The organism is Pseudomonas sp. NFACC56-3 (assembly GCF_900100025.1).
GTDB lineage: Bacteria > Pseudomonadota > Gammaproteobacteria > Pseudomonadales > Pseudomonadaceae > Aquipseudomonas > Aquipseudomonas fluorescens_AA.
In genome coordinates, this window is sequence record NZ_FMTK01000020.1 from 1 (window position 1) to 14,804 (window position 14,804).

A 14,804-nucleotide genomic window follows, 5' to 3' on the forward strand; every position below is an offset into this window, starting at 1 on the left:
GAAATGCCGATGCCTTCATCGCTTTTCTGGGGCTAGACCTGCGTATATCGGACTCAGGGAAAAAGAAGGGACGCCGCTGCCTGTCTAAGCGAGGTGACCCAGAGGCCCGTCGATTGATGCATAACGCCGCGATGTCGGCGAGGCGCACAGCGGCATGGAAGGGTTTTTATGAGGCACTAAGGGCCCGGGGACTCAGCACAACCGAAGCATTAGTAGCACTGGCCCGCAAGCTTGCCCGAGTGGTATTCGCCCTGCTGAAGAATCAGAGCGAATATTTACCGAAAGGCATTTAGGGGGTAGCCCTGCACCATAGAATCTCCCACAGGGGCTTGACTCTGGCATCAGCCTTTGTGTCGCCCATAAAAAAGCCCCCGCCGCCGCAAGGCAACGAGGGCTTTTGTTTTCCTGATGCTACATCTCGACCTGCGTCCCCAGTTCAATCACCCGGTTCAACGGCAGATTGAAGAAGCGAAGGTTGCCGTTGGCATTTTTCAGCATGAAGGCGAACAGTATCTCGCGCCAGCGGGCCATGCCCTCAAGCTTGGAGGCGATGACGGTCTCGCGACTGAGGAAGTAGGTGGTACGCATCGGGCTGAAGTCCAGGTCATCGAGATGACAGAGCTTGAGCGCCTGCGGAACGTCCGGCTCGTCGATGAAACCGAAGTGCAGGATCACCCGGAAGAACCCTTCGCCATAGGCGTCGACCTCGAAGCGCCGCTGCGGTGGCACCCGGGGAATGTCTTCGTAGACCACGGTCAGCAGCACCACCTGCTCATGCAGCACCTGGTTGTGCAATAGATTGTGCAATAGCGCGTGAGGCACAGCGTCCGAACGCGCGGTCAGGAACACGGCGGTGCCCTGGACCCGGTGCGGCGGCTGCACGCGGATGCTGCTGATGAAGATCGGCAGCGGCAATGCCCCTTCATCCAGGCGCTCCACCAGCAATTGCTTGCCGCGCTTCCAGGTGGTCATCAGCACGAACAAGGCAATACCGGCGATGACCGGGAACGCACCGCCCTGGATGATTTTCGGCACGTTGGCGGCGAAATACAAACCGTCCACCAAAAGGAAGCCGAGGAGCAACGGAACAGCCAACAGCGGCGGCCACTTCCACAACAGCAGTATCACGGCGGACACCAGAATCGTGGTCATCAGCATCGTACCGGTCACGGCCACGCCGTAGGCCGAAGCCAGCGCGCCGGAAGACTCGAAACCCAGCACCAGCAGCACCACGCCGACCATCAGCGACCAGTTCACCGCACCGATGTAGATCTGGCCCTGCTCGGCGCTGGAGGTGTGCTGGATGTACATGCGCGGGATGTAACCGAGCTGGATCGCCTGGCGCGTCAGGGAGAACGCGCCGGAAATCACCGCTTGCGAGGCAATCACCGTAGCCAGGGTCGACAGGCCCACCAACGGGAGCAACGCCCAGCTCGGCGCCAGCAGATAGAACGGGTTGCGCGCCGCTTCCGGGTCGCCCAGCAACAACGCGCCCTGGCCGAAGTAATTAAGCACCAGCGCCGGCAACACCAGAATGAACCAGGCACGGGCAATCGGTTTGCGGCCGAAGTGCCCCATGTCGGCGTACAGCGCTTCGGCGCCGGTCAGCGCCAACACCACGGCACCGAGGATCGCCACGCCCATGCCCGGGTGGACGATAAAAAAACGCACGGCCCAGGCCGGGTTCACCGCCTGCAACACTTCTGAATGTTGAGCGATGCCGTACACACCCAGGGCGCCAAGCACCAGGAACCAGGTCACCATGATCGGGCCAAACAAGGTGCCGATCCGTGCAGTGCCGTGGCGCTGGATCAGGAACAGCCCCACCAGCACCACCAGCGACAAGGGCACCACCCAGTGATCGATGCCTTCGAACGCCAGGCCAAGGCCTTCAATGGCCGAGAGCACGGAGATCGCTGGCGTGATCATGCTGTCGCCGTAGAACAGCGCCGCGCCGATCAAGCCGCAGATCACCAGGAATGTCCGCAGTCGCGCCCTTCCCGCCGCGGCTCGCCGCGCCAGAGCAGTGAGCGCCATGATCCCGCCCTCGCCCTGGTTGTCGGCGCGCAGCACGAACATCATGTACTTGATCGACACGACCCAGATCAGCGACCAGAAAATCAGCGACAGAATCCCCAGCACCCCATCGTGATTGACAGGCACGCCATAGGCACCGGAAAACACTTCCTTGAGGGTGTACAACGGGCTGGTACCAATGTCGCCATAAACCACCCCGACCGCCGCGACCAGCATGCTCAGCGGCTTCGCTGCCGAATGCTCGGCACCTGCCACCTGACTACTTGCATGACCCATCCAACACTCCCGTTTCCCAGACCTGTCTTCTTGAACGAAGCACTATGCTTTGTTGAGGCAGCATGCGCTGTTTTACGCATTGTTACAGACGTTTTGTTGACTGTAGCAATCGCCAGAACGCAAAGGCGCGAAGCATAGCGCAGCACTCGTCGCATTTCCCGGTATAAAGCTGGTCAAGTGCGTCGACCCTGGATAGAATTGCGCACTTTTTGATCAGAGGCGCGCCAGGCGCCCTGTCTCGGCAAGAGACGATCCCCCCTACACCGAGGTTAGACATGTCCACCACTACCGCGCCAGCCAATCCGAAGGTTGGCTTCGTATCCCTGGGTTGCCCGAAGGCTCTGGTCGACTCCGAGCGCATCCTGACCCAGCTGCGCATGGAAGGCTATGACGTCGTGTCCACGTATCAGGACGCCGACGTGGTCGTGGTCAACACCTGCGGCTTCATCGATTCGGCCAAGGCCGAGTCCCTGGAAGTGATCGGCGAAGCCATCAAGGAAAACGGCAAGGTCATCGTCACCGGCTGCATGGGTGTGGAAGAAGGCAACATCCGCAACGTGCACCCAAGCGTGCTGTCCGTGACCGGGCCGCAGCAGTACGAGCAGGTGGTCAACGCCGTGCATGACGTGGTGCCGCCACGCCAGGACCACAACCCGCTGATCGACCTGGTGCCGCCACAAGGCATCAAGCTGACTCCGCGCCACTACGCCTACCTGAAGATTTCCGAAGGCTGCAACCACAGCTGCAGTTTCTGCATCATCCCGTCGATGCGCGGCAAGCTGGTGAGCCGTCCGGTGGGCGATGTGCTCGACGAAGCCCAGCGCCTGGTCAAGGCCGGCGTCAAGGAGCTGCTGGTGATCTCCCAGGACACCAGCGCCTACGGCGTCGACGTGAAATACCGCACCGGCTTCTGGAACGGCGCGCCGGTGAAAACCCGCATGACCGAACTGTGCGAAGCCCTCAGCACCCTAGGCGTCTGGGTCCGCCTGCATTACGTTTACCCGTATCCGCATGTCGACGAACTGATCCCGCTGATGGCGGCCGGCAAGATCCTGCCGTACCTGGACATCCCGTTCCAGCACGCCAGCCCGAAAGTCCTCAAGGCCATGAAGCGCCCGGCTTTCGAAGACAAGACCCTGGCCCGCATCAAGAACTGGCGCGAAATCTGCCCGGACCTGATCATCCGCTCGACCTTCATCGTCGGCTTCCCCGGCGAAACCGAAGAAGACTTCCAGTACCTCTTGGACTGGCTGACCGAAGCCCAGCTCGACCGCGTTGGCTGCTTCCAGTATTCCCCTGTGGAAGGCGCACCGGCCAACGACCTGGACCTGGACGTGGTGCCGGACGACGTCAAGCAGGACCGTTGGGAACGCTTCATGGCGCACCAGCAGGCCATCAGCTCGGCGCGCCTGCAAATGCGCATCGGCCGTGAAATCGAAGTGCTGGTGGATGAAGTGGACGAGCAAGGCGCCGTGGGCCGCTGCTTCTTCGACGCGCCGGAAATCGACGGCAACGTCTTCATCGACAACGGCAGCAACCTCAAGCCAGGGGACAAGGTCTGGTGCAAGGTGACCGATGCCGACGAGTATGACTTGTGGGCTGAACAGATCGGTTGATCTGCCGCGCTCTACAGGTTGCTGCAATACCTGTGGGAGCCGAAAAACTGAAAAGCCTCGCCATCCTCACAGGATGCGGGGCTTTTTTACGGCTATCGTATGGAGAAACACCGGACTTGCAGCACAAGGAACAGGCGGACATGCGCCAGCATTCGGTCATCCATACACCGAAACCGAGCGATTACCAGGAACTGACCCAGGTTTGGGAGGCGTCGGTGCGGGCCACCCATGAGTTTCTGCCAGACAGCTACATCGAACTGCTGAAAAACCTGGTGCTCACCCGTTACCTGGATGCGGTGATGCTCATTTGCACCCGGGACGCGCGCCAGCGGATCACCGGCTTCGCCGGTGTCGCGGCTGGCAAGGTCGAGATGCTCTTCATCGCCCCGCAACACCGTGGCCAGGGCCTGGGCAAGCTGTTGCTGCGCTACGCCATGGAACACCTGAACGCCAACCAACTGGACGTCAACGAACAGAACCCGCAAGCCTTGGGCTTTTACCTCAAGCAAGGCTTCGAAGTGGTCGGGCGCTCGGCAAAAGATGGCATGAACCAGCCCTACCCACTGCTGCACATGCGCTACAAGCAGCCCGACCTGAAGGCCGGACGCGGCTAAAAGTTGCATGAGGCAAATGGACCCGCGATTAACCGGCCCCAGGCAGGTACAATGCCCACCCTCTTTTTGTTACGGCCCCCGTCATGACTGACCCGATTCGTCTCTCCAAACGCCTCATCGAACTCGTCGGCTGTTCCCGTCGCGAGGCTGAGCTGTTCATCGAGGGCGGCTGGGTCACCGTGGATGGCGAAGTGATCGACGAACCGCAGTTCAAGGTAACGACCCAGAAGGTCGAACTCGACCCCGAGGCCAAGGCCACCGCGCCGGAGCCGGTGACACTCCTGTTGAACGCCCCGGCGGGCATGGACGTAGACGCCGCGATGGCCTCTCTTGGACCGCAGACCCTGAGCGAAGAGCATCGCTTCGGTAAGCGACCGCTCAAGGGGCATTTCCTGCGCCTGACCGCCAGTGCCGACCTGCAGGCCAACGCCAGCGGGCTGCTGGTGTTCACCCAGGATTGGAAGATCTTGCGCAAGCTCACCGCCGACGCCGCCAAGATCGAGCAGGAATACGTGGTGGAAGTCGAAGGCGACATGGTCGCCCATGGCCTCAATCGCCTGAACCATGGCTTGACCTACAAGGGCAAGGAGCTGCCGGCGGTCAAGGCCAGCTGGCAGAACGAGAACCGCCTGCGCTTTGCCATGAAAAACCCACAGCCCGGCGTGATCGCTCTGTTTTGCCAGGCGGTCGGGCTCAAGGTCGTCGCCATTCGCCGTATCCGCATCGGCGGCGTGTCCATCGGCAAGGTGCCGCTGGGCCAGTGGCGCTACCTGTCCGCCAAAGAGAAATTCTAATTTTTTCCGGCGCCGCACCGAACGCAGGCGCCCACTGCCGATTGATCAGGACTGCACACATGATTCACAACGACGTACTGCGCAGCGTGCGCTACATGCTCGACATCAGCGACAAGAAAGTCATCGAGATCATCAAGCTGGGTGGCCTGGACGTCTCCCTGGCGGACCTGGCGGGCTACCTCAAGAAAGACGAGGAAGAAGGCTTCGTGTTCTGCCCTGACGAGGTCATGGCGCATTTTCTCGATGGGCTGGTGATCTTCAAGCGTGGCAAGGACGAAAGCCGTCCGCCGCAGCCGATCGAAGTGCCAGTGACCAACAACATCATCCTCAAGAAACTGCGGGTGGCCTTCGAGCTGAAGGAAGACGACATGCACGCCATCCTCAAGGCCGCCGAGTTCCCGGTGTCCAAGCCGGAGCTGAGCGCGCTGTTCCGCAAGTTCGGCCACACCAACTACCGCCCATGTGGCGACCAATTGCTGCGCAACTTCCTCAAGGGCCTGACGCTGCGCGTTCGCGGCTGACTTTGAAGGACAGCTGAATCCTGAGGGCTTTTGTGGCGAGGGAGCTTGCTCCCGCTGGACGCGCAGCGTCCCCTCGCGGTGTGTCAGATAACACCAGGGGGGCCGCTTCGCGGCCCAACGGGAGCAAGCTCCCTCGCCACAGAGGACCGTGTCGATTTCAGCTCTCGCGTTATCATGTCCTCTCCATCTCGCCTCGATTTCAACCCATGACCTACAGCGTCTCTCCCATCGGCTTCGTCCGCTCCTGCTTCAAGGAGAAGTTCGCCATCCCCCGCCAACCGCAACTGGCTCCGGCCGCACGCGGTGTGCTGGAGCTGGTGGCGCCGTTCGACCAGGGCGAGGCGGTGCAAGGCCTGGAGCAGGTCAGCCATGTCTGGCTGCTGTTCCTGTTCCACCAGGCCCTGGAGGACAAGCCACGCTTGAAAGTGCGCCCGCCACGCCTGGGCGGCAACAAGTCCATGGGTGTGTTCGCCACCCGCGCCACCCATCGCCCCAACGGCATTGGCCAGTCGGTCGTGAAGCTGGAACGGGTCGAAGCCGGGCGCCTGTGGCTCTCGGGTATCGATTTGCTGGACGGCACGCCGGTGCTCGACATCAAGCCCTACGTGCCCTACGCCGACATCATCGGCTCGGCCTCCAACAGCATCGCCAGCGCCGCGCCTGAGTTGATTGCGGTGCAATGGGCGGACACCGCTCTGGTTCAAGCACACGAGCATGCCACGCGCCTGGAAGAGCCGTTGGTGGCGTTGATTGAACAATGCCTGGCCCAAGACCCACGCCCGGCGTACCAGATTCCCACGGCCGAACGGGAATATGGCGCGCAGTTCTGGGATGTGGACGTTCGCTGGCATTACCCGCAACCGGGGGTGATCCGGGTATTGGAAGTCGTTCCTGCCGTTAAATAAAGCCCGGAAACGAAAAAGCCCGCGCGGCCTTTATCAGGCGGCGCGGGCTTTTTTTATGCTCAGTCAGTTGGACCGAGTCGCGGCCATCGCGAGCAAGCTCGCTCCCACACTGGGTCTGTTGTGAACAGAGAACCTGTGTTCAATGAACATCCCTTGTGGGAGCGAGCTTGCTCGCGATGGCGATCTATCAGTCACCCCAACAGCTTACTTCTCTACAAACGCCCGCTCGATCAGGTAGTCACCCGGCTCGCGCATACGCGGCGAAACGGTCAGGCCGAAGCTGTTGAGCACTTCACTGGTCTCGTCGAGCATGCTCGGGCTGCCGCACAGCATGGCGCGGTCGTCCTGCGGGTTGATCGGTGGCAGGCCGATGTCGCGGAACAGCTTGCCACTGCGCATCAGGTCGGTCAGGCGGCCTTCGTTCTCGAACGGCTCGCGCGTCACGGTCGGGTAGTAGATCAGCTTGTCACGCAGGGCTTCGCCGAAGAACTCGTTCTGCGGCAAGTGCTCGGTGATGAATTCGCGGTAAGCGACTTCATTGACGTAACGCACGCCGTGGCACAGGATCACTTTTTCGAAACGCTCATAAGTTTCCGGATCCTGGATGACGCTCATGAACGGCGCCAGGCCGGTGCCGGTGCTGAGCAGGTACAAATGCTTGCCCGGCTTGAGATCGTCCAGCACCAGGGTGCCGGTGGGTTTCTTGCTGATGATGATCTCGTCGCCTTCCTTCAGGTGCTGCAACTGGGAAGTCAACGGACCGTCGGGCACCTTGATGCTGAAGAATTCGAGATGCTCTTCCCAGTTCGGGCTGGCAATCGAGTAAGCGCGCATAAGCGGGCGGCCGTTGGGCTGTTGCAGGCCGATCATCACGAACTGACCGTTCTCGAAGCGCAGGCCCGGATCGCGGGTGCACTTGAAGCTGAACAGAGTGTCGTTCCAGTGATGAACACTGAGGACACGCTCGTGGTTCATGTTGCTCATGTACGGGGACTCCTGGGAATGATGCCTGCGCGGATAACCTGCGCAATATTGCATCGCATTCTAATGGCGGCGACAATATCTGTTAAATGGATTATTAAGATAAGGGTTATCGGTTATATCGATATGCGATTTACTCTACGTCAACTTCAAGTCTTCGTCGCCGTCGCCCAACAAGAAAGCGTGTCTCGCGCTGCAGGCCAGCTCAACTTGTCGCAGTCGGCGGCCAGCACCTCCATCACCGAACTGGAGCGGCAATCGAGCTGCCAGCTGTTCGACCGTGCCGGCAAACGCCTGAGCCTCAATGCCTTGGGCAAACAGCTGCTGCCCCAGGCAGTGGCGCTGCTGGACCAGGCCAAGGAGATCGAAGACCTGCTCAATGGCAAGTCCGGTTTCGGCTCACTGGCGGTCGGCGCGACGCTGACCATCGGCAATTACCTGGCGACCTTGTTGATCGGCGGGTTCATGCAGCGCCATCCGGAAAGCCAGGTGAAGCTGCACGTGCAGAACACTGCCAATATCGTGCACCAGGTTGCCCATTATGAAATTGATCTGGGTCTAATCGAAGGCGACTGCAGCCATCCGGATATCGAAGTGCAAAGCTGGGTCGAGGACGAACTGGTGGTGTTCTGCGCCCCTCAACACCCGTTGGCCAAGCGCGGCCAGGCGACCATGGAGGAATTGACCCATGAAGCCTGGATTCTGCGGGAACAGGGTTCGGGCACGCGACTGACTTTCGACCAGGCCATGCGCCACCACCGCAGCGCATTGAACATCCGCCTGGAGCTGGAACACACCGAAGCGATCAAGCGCGCCGTTGAATCCGGCCTGGGCATTGGCTGCATCTCACGCCTGGCCCTGCGCGACGCCTTCCGCCGCGGCAGCCTCGTCGCGGTGGAAACACCGGACATGGACCTGGCGCGGCAGTTCTATTTCATCTGGCACAAACAGAAGTACCAGACCTCCGCCATGCGCGAATTTCTCGAATTGTGCCGGGCGTTCACCGCCGGGGCCCAGCGCAGCGACGAAATCGTGCTGCCGGCCATTGCCTGAGCCGTTACAGCAGGATCAGGCCCCACACCAACGCGATCATCGTCAGGGCGACGAACTGGGCAGCGCTGCCCATGTCCTTGGCGTTTTTCGACAACGGGTGCAGCTCCAGGGAGATGCGGTCGATGGCCGCCTCCACCGCAGAGTTGAGCAATTCCACGATCAATGCCAGCAGGCACACGGCAATCAGCAGCGCCTGTTCGACACGGCTGACGTTCAGGAAGAAGGACAACGGAATCAGTACGACGTTGAGCAACACCAACTGACGAAAAGCCGCTTCGCCGACAAAAGCCGCGCGCAGCCCGTCCAAGGAATAGCCGGAGGCGTTGAGAATGCGTTTCAGGCCGGTCTGGCCTTTAAAAGGTGACATAGAGTGAGCAACTGATCGAAAAGGAGTGGAGAAACTAATTCAAACCCGGTCAAAAAAGCGTGAAGCAGCGCATCAAGCCTGCGGCGAAATTGACTCAAGTTGTTGCAACAGCAAGGCCGCCTGGGTCCGGGTGCGTACGTTCAGTTTACGGAATATCGCCGTGACGTGGGCCTTGATAGTGGCCTCCGACACGTTCAGCTCATAAGCAATCTGCTTGTTCAGCAGGCCTTCACAGACCATGGTCAACACTCGAAACTGCTGCGGCGTGAGGCTGGCCAGGCCCGCGCTGGCGGCCTTGGCCTCTTCGGACACGCTCACGGCTTCAAACGCCTGGGGCGGCCAGCAGGCATCGCCGTCCAGGACCGCCTTCACGGCCTTTTGAATCATTTCAAGGGAGCTGGACTTGGGGATGAAGCCACTGGCGCCGAACTCCCGGGCCTTGACCATCACTGACGCTTCTTCCTGGGCCGAGACCATGACCACGGGGATCTGCGGGTATTGGCCGCGCAACAGCACCAGCCCTGAAAAACCATAGGCACCGGGCATGTTCAGATCCAGCAGCACCAGGTCCCAATCGGACTTCGCCGTCAACTGGACCTCCAGTTCCGCGATACTGGCCACCTCCGTCAATCGGACATCCGGGCCAAGGCCCAGGGTCACTGCCTGATGCAACGCGCTGCGAAAGAGCGGGTGATCATCGGCAATCAGGATTTCGTATGTGGCCATTTTTCAAATGATCCTGTTTTTTAATGGCAGGCCCGAAGCATTCGCACCTCGCCAAGACAACTCAAGACACCGCCCTGCGGCGGCATCCACAGGGGCATGTGCAACGCCAGACATGACGTTTCAAACACGGGCGGCGCCCTGGTCGGCGCCAAGCATGCCCAGCGAAGCCGGGGTGGTCAAGCAGCACGGCCGCCCCTGTATCCAGTATGGGCCACTATTGAGCCAATACCGTGTGCGGCGTACGAATGAAGGGTTGCAACTCGGCATGGGCCGGGGTCGACACGTTGACCTGCTGCTGGCCCTTGGCGCCCAGGTAATGCTGGCTGAACACATCGAAATAGGCATCCAGGGCCGACGCGGCGTCGCTGTCCCCCGCCAACTCCAGACACAACGCCGCCACTTCCGCAGTGCACAGGTGCTCGCTGCGGGTCGAACGACGCAAACGGTAGCGCGACAGTTTGTCGGGCAGCAGGCTCAGGATCGGCAGCCGGTCGAAATACGGGCTCTTACGGAAAATCTTCCGCGCCTCCGTCCAGGTCGCGTCCAGCAGAATGAACAACGGGCGCCTGGACTGATCGAGGTCCACCGTGTGGGTGACCCGCGATGGCTCGACGTATTCACCCGGAAACACCAGGTACGGCTGCCATTGCGGATCGTTCAGCAACGCCAGCAGTTGCTCATCGATCTCCGTGCGCGACCAGATGAACGCATGGTTGTCGCGCACCACATCGGCGATCAGCCAACCGGTGTTGCTCGGCTTGAACACTTCCTTGTTGGTCATGATCAGGCAGACCCCGGAACGGGTTTCGACGCTCGGACGCCAGGCGCACAGGCAATGGCTCTCGATCACCCGGCAGGCACTGCAACGGGGGGCGCGCCAGCCTCGGGCCTGGATCGGCTTGATCCCTTCATCGATGCGCTGGTCGCGCAGGCGGGCTACGGCGTTAGGGGCGTGATTCATCGTGGGCGACGCCGGCAGACAGGAAAACTCGACACGAACAACACTCGGCAGGGCAATAAAGGCCGGCAGTCTACCAGAGCGCACGAGCCTGTACCGTCCACCCAGGCTCCCCTATAATCCCCGGCCACTGAACGCACAGTCATGTGATCGGTCGAACCACCAGTCACTGAACCAGGAGAGTTTCATGCTGCGCCTTATCGTCCCTACCGTTGCCGTCCTGCTGGCGACGTCCTTCAGCGCTCAGGCTGCGTCGCTGAAAGAACTCGAACTGAACAAGATGCTGCAGAACGTTGCCAAGGAAAGCAGCGTCGGTACGCCACGGGCGATCAACGAAGACATTCTCGACCAGGGGTATACCGTCGAAGGCACCGAGCTGATCAACCACCTCAGCGTGCAAAGCAGCCATGCCCAGAAAATGCGCGCAGACCCCAAGGCCGTGTATTTCCAGTTGGGCTCCACGGTGTGCACCAATCCGGGCTTCCGCAAGCTGATGGCCAAGGGCGCGACAATGCGCTACGAATTCACCGAGGTTAAGACCAACCGCCCGGTCGCGACCGAGCGCTTCCAGGAATCGGATTGCCCGAAACCCGCCAAGACGAAGAAGTAATCAACCCGAGCTTGCGCGCCGCTGCTCATCGTCGGCGCGCAGTTCCGCCACCAGCGCCTGCAGGTAGCGCGAGCGCCATGCCCGCCCTGCCAGTCGACGACAGCATTCCTCCTCAAGACTCACTCGATTGGCCTGCGCCGATTCCAACAGCATCAAGTACAACTGCCTGTCGAGCTCCAGAGTCACCCTGGTCATCTCTCCCGCCTCCATGCCCGATCCGCTTCAATCCATCACGTAGCACCAGCCCTGAGCGCCAAATTGCATTGCCACGCTTGTTATCAGTAAATCAGAGCGGCACGCACCCGGCCGGCAATCTGACGAGCGGCGCTATAGGGCGGTGCACTTATCCAGCGGTTGCCAACGGTCACTTTTGAGCGCCATGATCAGGACAGCAAAGATCAGCTAGATTCAGAAGTATTCAGAGTATTTGCATCGGGCAGAAAGAGGCTGCCCGGCCAACACCTTGGCGTGCTTGTTTTCATCAAAAGGGAAAAACAGAATCCGCTGGATGGCTTGGTCGCCCTGCTGCAGACCGCGTCAAGCCAGGTCAACCTCCAGGCCGCTGCCTGGGCTGACGACGACACACGAAGTGTCGTGGCCCTGATGAATCTCTCATCCGGGCCAGGGTCCTGTTAAGAAGGAGAAGTTGAATGCCTTATAAACCGAATGACCTGCTCAGTCGTCATTTTGAGAACCACGGCCACGACCTTACCCGCAAGGTCGAAGAACAACTCAACCTGGTGTCTCCCAACAGCCCCAACCTCCCCATTTACCGTGACATGATCCTGACTGTGCTGCGCATGGCCCAGGAAGATCACAACCGCTGGAATGCCAAGATCACGCTGCAGACCCTGAGGGAATTGGAACACGCCTTCCGTACGCTCGAACAATTCAAGGGCCGGCGCAAGGTCACGGTTTTCGGCTCGGCCCGAACGCCTATCGAACATCCGCTGTACAGCCTGGCCCGAGAATTGGGCGCTTCGCTGGCCCGCTCGGACATGATGGTCATCACCGGTGCCGGCGGAGGCATCATGGCCGCGGCCCATGAAGGCGCGGGGCTTGACCATAGCCTGGGCTTCAATATCACCCTGCCTTTCGAACAACACGCGAACCCGACCGTTGAAGGCACGTCGAACCTGCTGCCGTTCCACTTCTTCTTCACCCGCAAGCTGTTTTTCGTCAAGGAGGCCGATGCATTGGTGCTCTGCCCTGGCGGTTTCGGCACGCTTGACGAGGCGCTGGAAGTCCTGACGCTGGTCCAGACCGGCAAAAGCCCACTGGTACCGGTGGTCCTGCTGGATGTTCCCGGGGGCAGGTTCTGGCAAAGCGCCCTGGACTTTATTCACGAGCAGTTGGAAGAAAATCGCTACATCCTGCCCACCGACATGAAGCTCATGCGCCTGGTATACAACGCCGAAGAGGCCGTGGAAGAGATCAATCAGTTCTACCGCAACTTCCACTCCAGTCGCTGGCTCAAGCATCAGTTCGTGATTCGCATGAATCACAAGCTAAGCGAACAGGCACTGCAGCAGATGCAGGTAGATTTCGCCGACCTGTGCCTGAACGATTGTTTTCATCAACATGACTACAGCGGTGAAGAGCACGACGAGGCCCGGTTCAGTCACCTGACACGTCTGACGTTCACCTTCAACGCGCGTAATCATGGTCGTTTGAGGGAATTGGTGGACTACATCAACCTGCCGGAAAACTGGGCCCAACCCGCCCAAAAGCCCCATCCCCTTACCTGGGAGCCAATCAAGGTGACCTGAGCCCATAAAAAAACGGCCCGCTATCGAAATAGCGGGCCGTTTTTCAATTAATCATCCATGCCGCGACCGCTGAACAAGCGGTTGATCATTTCCATGGAGTAGCCTCGGTACGCCAGAAAACGCCCTTGCTTGGCTCGCTCTCGTGCATCGATAGGCAAATGCCCTGAGAACTTGCGACGCCAGGTGTCCGTCAGTTGCTCCTGCCAATCGATACCACTTTCGCGCAAGGCAAGTTCGATATCCGGGCGTTGCAAACCGCGCTGGCCAAGCTCCTCACGAATGCGCAAAGGACCGTAGCCGGAGCGGGCGCGATAAGCGACGAAGCTTTCCAGGTAACGGGACTCCGACAGCAAGCCCTCTTCAGTCAAACGGTCGAGGGCCGTGTCGATCAATTCATCGGGCGCGCCGCGCTGACGCAGTTTACGCGTCAACTCGACCCGACCGTGCTCGCGCCTGGCGAGCAGGTCCATCGCGGTTCGCCGCACCGCGACGAGGGTATCGAGTACGACGGTCATCGGATAGATCAGATGTCAGCGTCAGCCAGATCGTCAGCGGTCTCGCGATTAGCCACGGACTTGACGTCTGCAACCGGGCTCAACAGTTTGTCACGCAGTTGCTTCTCGAGGGCAGCGGCAACTTCCGGGTTATCTGCCAGGAACTTGGCCGAGTTGGCCTTGCCCTGACCGATCTTGGTGCCGTTGTAGGCATACCAGGCGCCCGACTTCTCGACGAAACCGTGCAACACACCCAGGTCGATCATCTCGCCATTGAGGTAGATGCCCTTGCCGTAAAGAATCTGGAACTCGGCCTGACGGAACGGCGAAGCCACCTTGTTCTTCACGACCTTGACGCGGGTTTCGCTACCGACAACCTCATCACCTTCTTTCACCGCGCCAGTACGGCGGATGTCGAGGCGAACCGAGGCGTAGAACTTCAGTGCGTTACCACCGGTGGTGGTTTCCGGGCTGCCGAACATCACGCCGATCTTCATACGGATCTGGTTGATGAAGATCACCAGGCAGTTGGCGTTCTTGATGTTACCGGTGATCTTGCGCAGGGCCTGGGACATCAGGCGAGCCTGGAGGCCCACGTGCATGTCGCCCATTTCACCTTCGATTTCAGCCTTTGGCACCAATGCCGCCACGGAGTCGACGATGATCACGTCGACCGCGTTGGAACGCACCAGCATGTCGGTGATTTCCAGGGCCTGCTCGCCGGTGTCCGGCTGGGAAACCAGCAGGTCGTCGACGTTGACGCCCAGTTTGCCGGCATATTCCGGGTCCAGGGCGTGTTCGGCGTCGACGAAGGCGCAGGTCGCGCCGGCTTTTTGAGCCTGGGCGATCACGGACAGGGTCAGCGTGGTCTTACCGGACGACTCAGGACCGTAGATTTCAACGATTCGGCCTTTTGGCAGACCGCCGATGCCAAGCGCAATGTCCAGGCCCAGGGAGCCGGTGGAGATGGAAGGAATAGCCTGACGGTCCTGATCGCCCATACGCATTACGGCACCCTTGCCGAATTGACGTTCGATCTGACCCAAGGCCGCAGCCAAGGCTTTCTTCTTGTTGTCGTCCATT

At 60.2% G+C, this 14,804-nt stretch carries 17 protein-coding genes; 9 read left to right on the plus strand and 8 right to left on the minus strand.

The features are described 5' to 3' along the window. A partial coding sequence (locus tag BLO80_RS22285; RefSeq protein ID WP_139196897.1) for a transposase occupies positions 1 to 293 on the plus strand: 293 nt, incomplete at its 5' end. A gap of 118 nt (positions 294 to 411) precedes the next feature. Here the strand turns inward: BLO80_RS22285 and BLO80_RS22290 are convergent. After that, complete coding sequence (locus tag BLO80_RS22290; protein ID WP_371914587.1) at positions 412 to 2,253, minus strand: potassium transporter Kup; 1,842 nt, start codon at positions 2,251 to 2,253, stop codon at positions 412 to 414. Positions 2,254 to 2,588: 335 nt separating this feature from the next. On the opposite strand from BLO80_RS22290, the gene rimO reads away from it, so the two are divergent. The 5 genes from rimO (at position 2,589) to tsaA (ending at position 6,763) form a co-directional block, all read left to right on the plus strand. Continuing rightward, positions 2,589 to 3,929, plus strand: a complete 1,341-nt coding sequence (gene rimO / locus BLO80_RS22300) for a 30S ribosomal protein S12 methylthiotransferase RimO (protein WP_003198379.1) — start codon at positions 2,589 to 2,591, stop codon at positions 3,927 to 3,929. Between the two features lie 140 nt (positions 3,930 to 4,069). After that, positions 4,070 to 4,543 (plus strand): GNAT family N-acetyltransferase, encoded by a 474-nt coding sequence (locus BLO80_RS22305; protein WP_072410535.1) that lies wholly within the window; start codon positions 4,070 to 4,072, stop codon positions 4,541 to 4,543. An 83-nt stretch (positions 4,544 to 4,626) separates the two neighbouring features. Beyond that, positions 4,627 to 5,337, plus strand: coding sequence for an rRNA pseudouridine synthase (locus BLO80_RS22310; RefSeq protein ID WP_092330558.1), 711 nt, complete (start codon positions 4,627 to 4,629; stop codon positions 5,335 to 5,337). Between the two features lie 59 nt (positions 5,338 to 5,396). Then, positions 5,397 to 5,858 carry a YehS family protein gene (locus tag BLO80_RS22315; RefSeq protein WP_053182473.1) on the plus strand — a complete coding sequence of 154 codons (462 nt, stop codon included), beginning with the start codon at positions 5,397 to 5,399 and terminating at the stop codon, positions 5,856 to 5,858. 206 nt (positions 5,859 to 6,064) lie between these two features. Continuing rightward, positions 6,065 to 6,763 (plus strand): tRNA (N6-threonylcarbamoyladenosine(37)-N6)-methyltransferase TrmO, encoded by a 699-nt coding sequence (gene tsaA, locus BLO80_RS22320; RefSeq protein ID WP_092330561.1) that lies wholly within the window; start codon positions 6,065 to 6,067, stop codon positions 6,761 to 6,763. A gap of 204 nt (positions 6,764 to 6,967) precedes the next feature. Here tsaA and fpr read toward each other — a convergent pair whose 3' ends face one another. Next, entirely contained in the window at positions 6,968 to 7,747 is a 780-nt protein-coding gene (gene fpr, locus BLO80_RS22325) for a ferredoxin-NADP reductase (RefSeq protein WP_003184787.1), read from the minus strand. 123 nt (positions 7,748 to 7,870) lie between these two features. Between fpr and BLO80_RS22330 the strand changes: the two genes are divergently transcribed. Further along, a complete protein-coding gene (locus BLO80_RS22330) occupies positions 7,871 to 8,797 on the plus strand; it encodes a LysR family transcriptional regulator (RefSeq protein ID WP_024617637.1) in 927 nt (308 codons plus the stop codon). 4 nt (positions 8,798 to 8,801) lie between these two features. Here the strand turns inward: BLO80_RS22330 and BLO80_RS22335 are convergent, their stop codons facing one another. The 3 genes from BLO80_RS22335 to BLO80_RS22345 all read right to left on the minus strand — a co-directional run bounded on the left by BLO80_RS22335 (position 8,802) and on the right by BLO80_RS22345 (position 10,851). Beyond that, positions 8,802 to 9,164, minus strand: coding sequence for a diacylglycerol kinase (locus tag BLO80_RS22335; protein ID WP_053118952.1), 363 nt, complete (start codon positions 9,162 to 9,164; stop codon positions 8,802 to 8,804). Between the two features lie 72 nt (positions 9,165 to 9,236). Beyond that, a complete protein-coding gene (gene erdR / locus BLO80_RS22340; protein ID WP_092330564.1) occupies positions 9,237 to 9,890 on the minus strand; it encodes a response regulator transcription factor ErdR in 654 nt (217 codons plus the stop codon). Positions 9,891 to 10,104: 214 nt separating this feature from the next. Then, positions 10,105 to 10,851: a tRNA-uridine aminocarboxypropyltransferase gene (locus tag BLO80_RS22345; RefSeq protein ID WP_092205022.1), complete on the minus strand. Its 747-nt coding sequence runs from the start codon at positions 10,849 to 10,851 to the stop codon at positions 10,105 to 10,107. 184 nt (positions 10,852 to 11,035) lie between these two features. Between BLO80_RS22345 and BLO80_RS22350 the strand changes: the two genes are divergently transcribed. Further along, complete coding sequence (locus BLO80_RS22350; RefSeq protein WP_003198359.1) at positions 11,036 to 11,458, plus strand: quorum-sensing-regulated virulence factor family protein; 423 nt, start codon at positions 11,036 to 11,038, stop codon at positions 11,456 to 11,458. Here the strand turns inward: BLO80_RS22350 and BLO80_RS22355 are convergent, their stop codons facing one another. Then, on the minus strand, positions 11,459 to 11,653 hold the full coding sequence (locus tag BLO80_RS22355; protein WP_092330769.1) for a hypothetical protein: 195 nt from the start codon (positions 11,651 to 11,653) through the stop codon (positions 11,459 to 11,461). A gap of 455 nt (positions 11,654 to 12,108) precedes the next feature. Between BLO80_RS22355 and BLO80_RS22365 the strand changes: the two genes are divergently transcribed. After that, entirely contained in the window at positions 12,109 to 13,227 is a 1,119-nt protein-coding gene (locus BLO80_RS22365) for an LOG family protein (RefSeq protein ID WP_092330570.1), read from the plus strand. A gap of 47 nt (positions 13,228 to 13,274) precedes the next feature. Here the strand turns inward: BLO80_RS22365 and recX are convergent, their stop codons facing one another. Further along, a complete protein-coding gene (recX, locus tag BLO80_RS22370; RefSeq protein ID WP_072410553.1) occupies positions 13,275 to 13,742 on the minus strand; it encodes a recombination regulator RecX in 468 nt (155 codons plus the stop codon). An 8-nt stretch (positions 13,743 to 13,750) separates the two neighbouring features. Next, the gene (gene recA / locus BLO80_RS22375) at positions 13,751 to 14,803 is read right to left on the minus strand and encodes a recombinase RecA (protein ID WP_003198351.1); all 1,053 of its coding nucleotides are present in this window, start codon (positions 14,801 to 14,803) and stop codon (positions 13,751 to 13,753) included. Between the last annotated feature and the right edge of the window lies 1 nt (position 14,804).

What these genes read in the sequence shown, in the direction of transcription:
- BLO80_RS22290 (WP_371914587.1), bottom strand. Translation starts at nt 2,253, where the DNA reads ATGCTGGTCGCGGCGGTCGGGGTGGTTTATGGCGACATTGGTACCAGC.
- rimO (WP_003198379.1), top strand. Translation starts at nt 2,589, where the DNA reads ATGTCCACCACTACCGCGCCAGCCAATCCGAAGGTTGGCTTCGTATCC.
- BLO80_RS22305 (WP_072410535.1), top strand. Translation starts at nt 4,070, where the DNA reads ATGCGCCAGCATTCGGTCATCCATACACCGAAACCGAGCGATTACCAG.
- BLO80_RS22310 (WP_092330558.1), top strand. Translation starts at nt 4,627, where the DNA reads ATGACTGACCCGATTCGTCTCTCCAAACGCCTCATCGAACTCGTCGGC.
- BLO80_RS22315 (WP_053182473.1), top strand. Translation starts at nt 5,397, where the DNA reads ATGATTCACAACGACGTACTGCGCAGCGTGCGCTACATGCTCGACATC.
- tsaA (WP_092330561.1), top strand. Translation starts at nt 6,065, where the DNA reads ATGACCTACAGCGTCTCTCCCATCGGCTTCGTCCGCTCCTGCTTCAAG.
- fpr (WP_003184787.1), bottom strand. Translation starts at nt 7,747, where the DNA reads ATGAGCAACATGAACCACGAGCGTGTCCTCAGTGTTCATCACTGGAAC.
- BLO80_RS22330 (WP_024617637.1), top strand. Translation starts at nt 7,871, where the DNA reads ATGCGATTTACTCTACGTCAACTTCAAGTCTTCGTCGCCGTCGCCCAA.
- BLO80_RS22335 (WP_053118952.1), bottom strand. Translation starts at nt 9,164, where the DNA reads ATGTCACCTTTTAAAGGCCAGACCGGCCTGAAACGCATTCTCAACGCC.
- erdR (WP_092330564.1), bottom strand. Translation starts at nt 9,890, where the DNA reads ATGGCCACATACGAAATCCTGATTGCCGATGATCACCCGCTCTTTCGC.
- BLO80_RS22345 (WP_092205022.1), bottom strand. Translation starts at nt 10,851, where the DNA reads ATGAATCACGCCCCTAACGCCGTAGCCCGCCTGCGCGACCAGCGCATC.
- BLO80_RS22350 (WP_003198359.1), top strand. Translation starts at nt 11,036, where the DNA reads ATGCTGCGCCTTATCGTCCCTACCGTTGCCGTCCTGCTGGCGACGTCC.
- BLO80_RS22355 (WP_092330769.1), bottom strand. Translation starts at nt 11,653, where the DNA reads ATGACCAGGGTGACTCTGGAGCTCGACAGGCAGTTGTACTTGATGCTG.
- BLO80_RS22365 (WP_092330570.1), top strand. Translation starts at nt 12,109, where the DNA reads ATGCCTTATAAACCGAATGACCTGCTCAGTCGTCATTTTGAGAACCAC.
- recX (WP_072410553.1), bottom strand. Translation starts at nt 13,742, where the DNA reads ATGACCGTCGTACTCGATACCCTCGTCGCGGTGCGGCGAACCGCGATG.
- recA (WP_003198351.1), bottom strand. Translation starts at nt 14,803, where the DNA reads ATGGACGACAACAAGAAGAAAGCCTTGGCTGCGGCCTTGGGTCAGATC.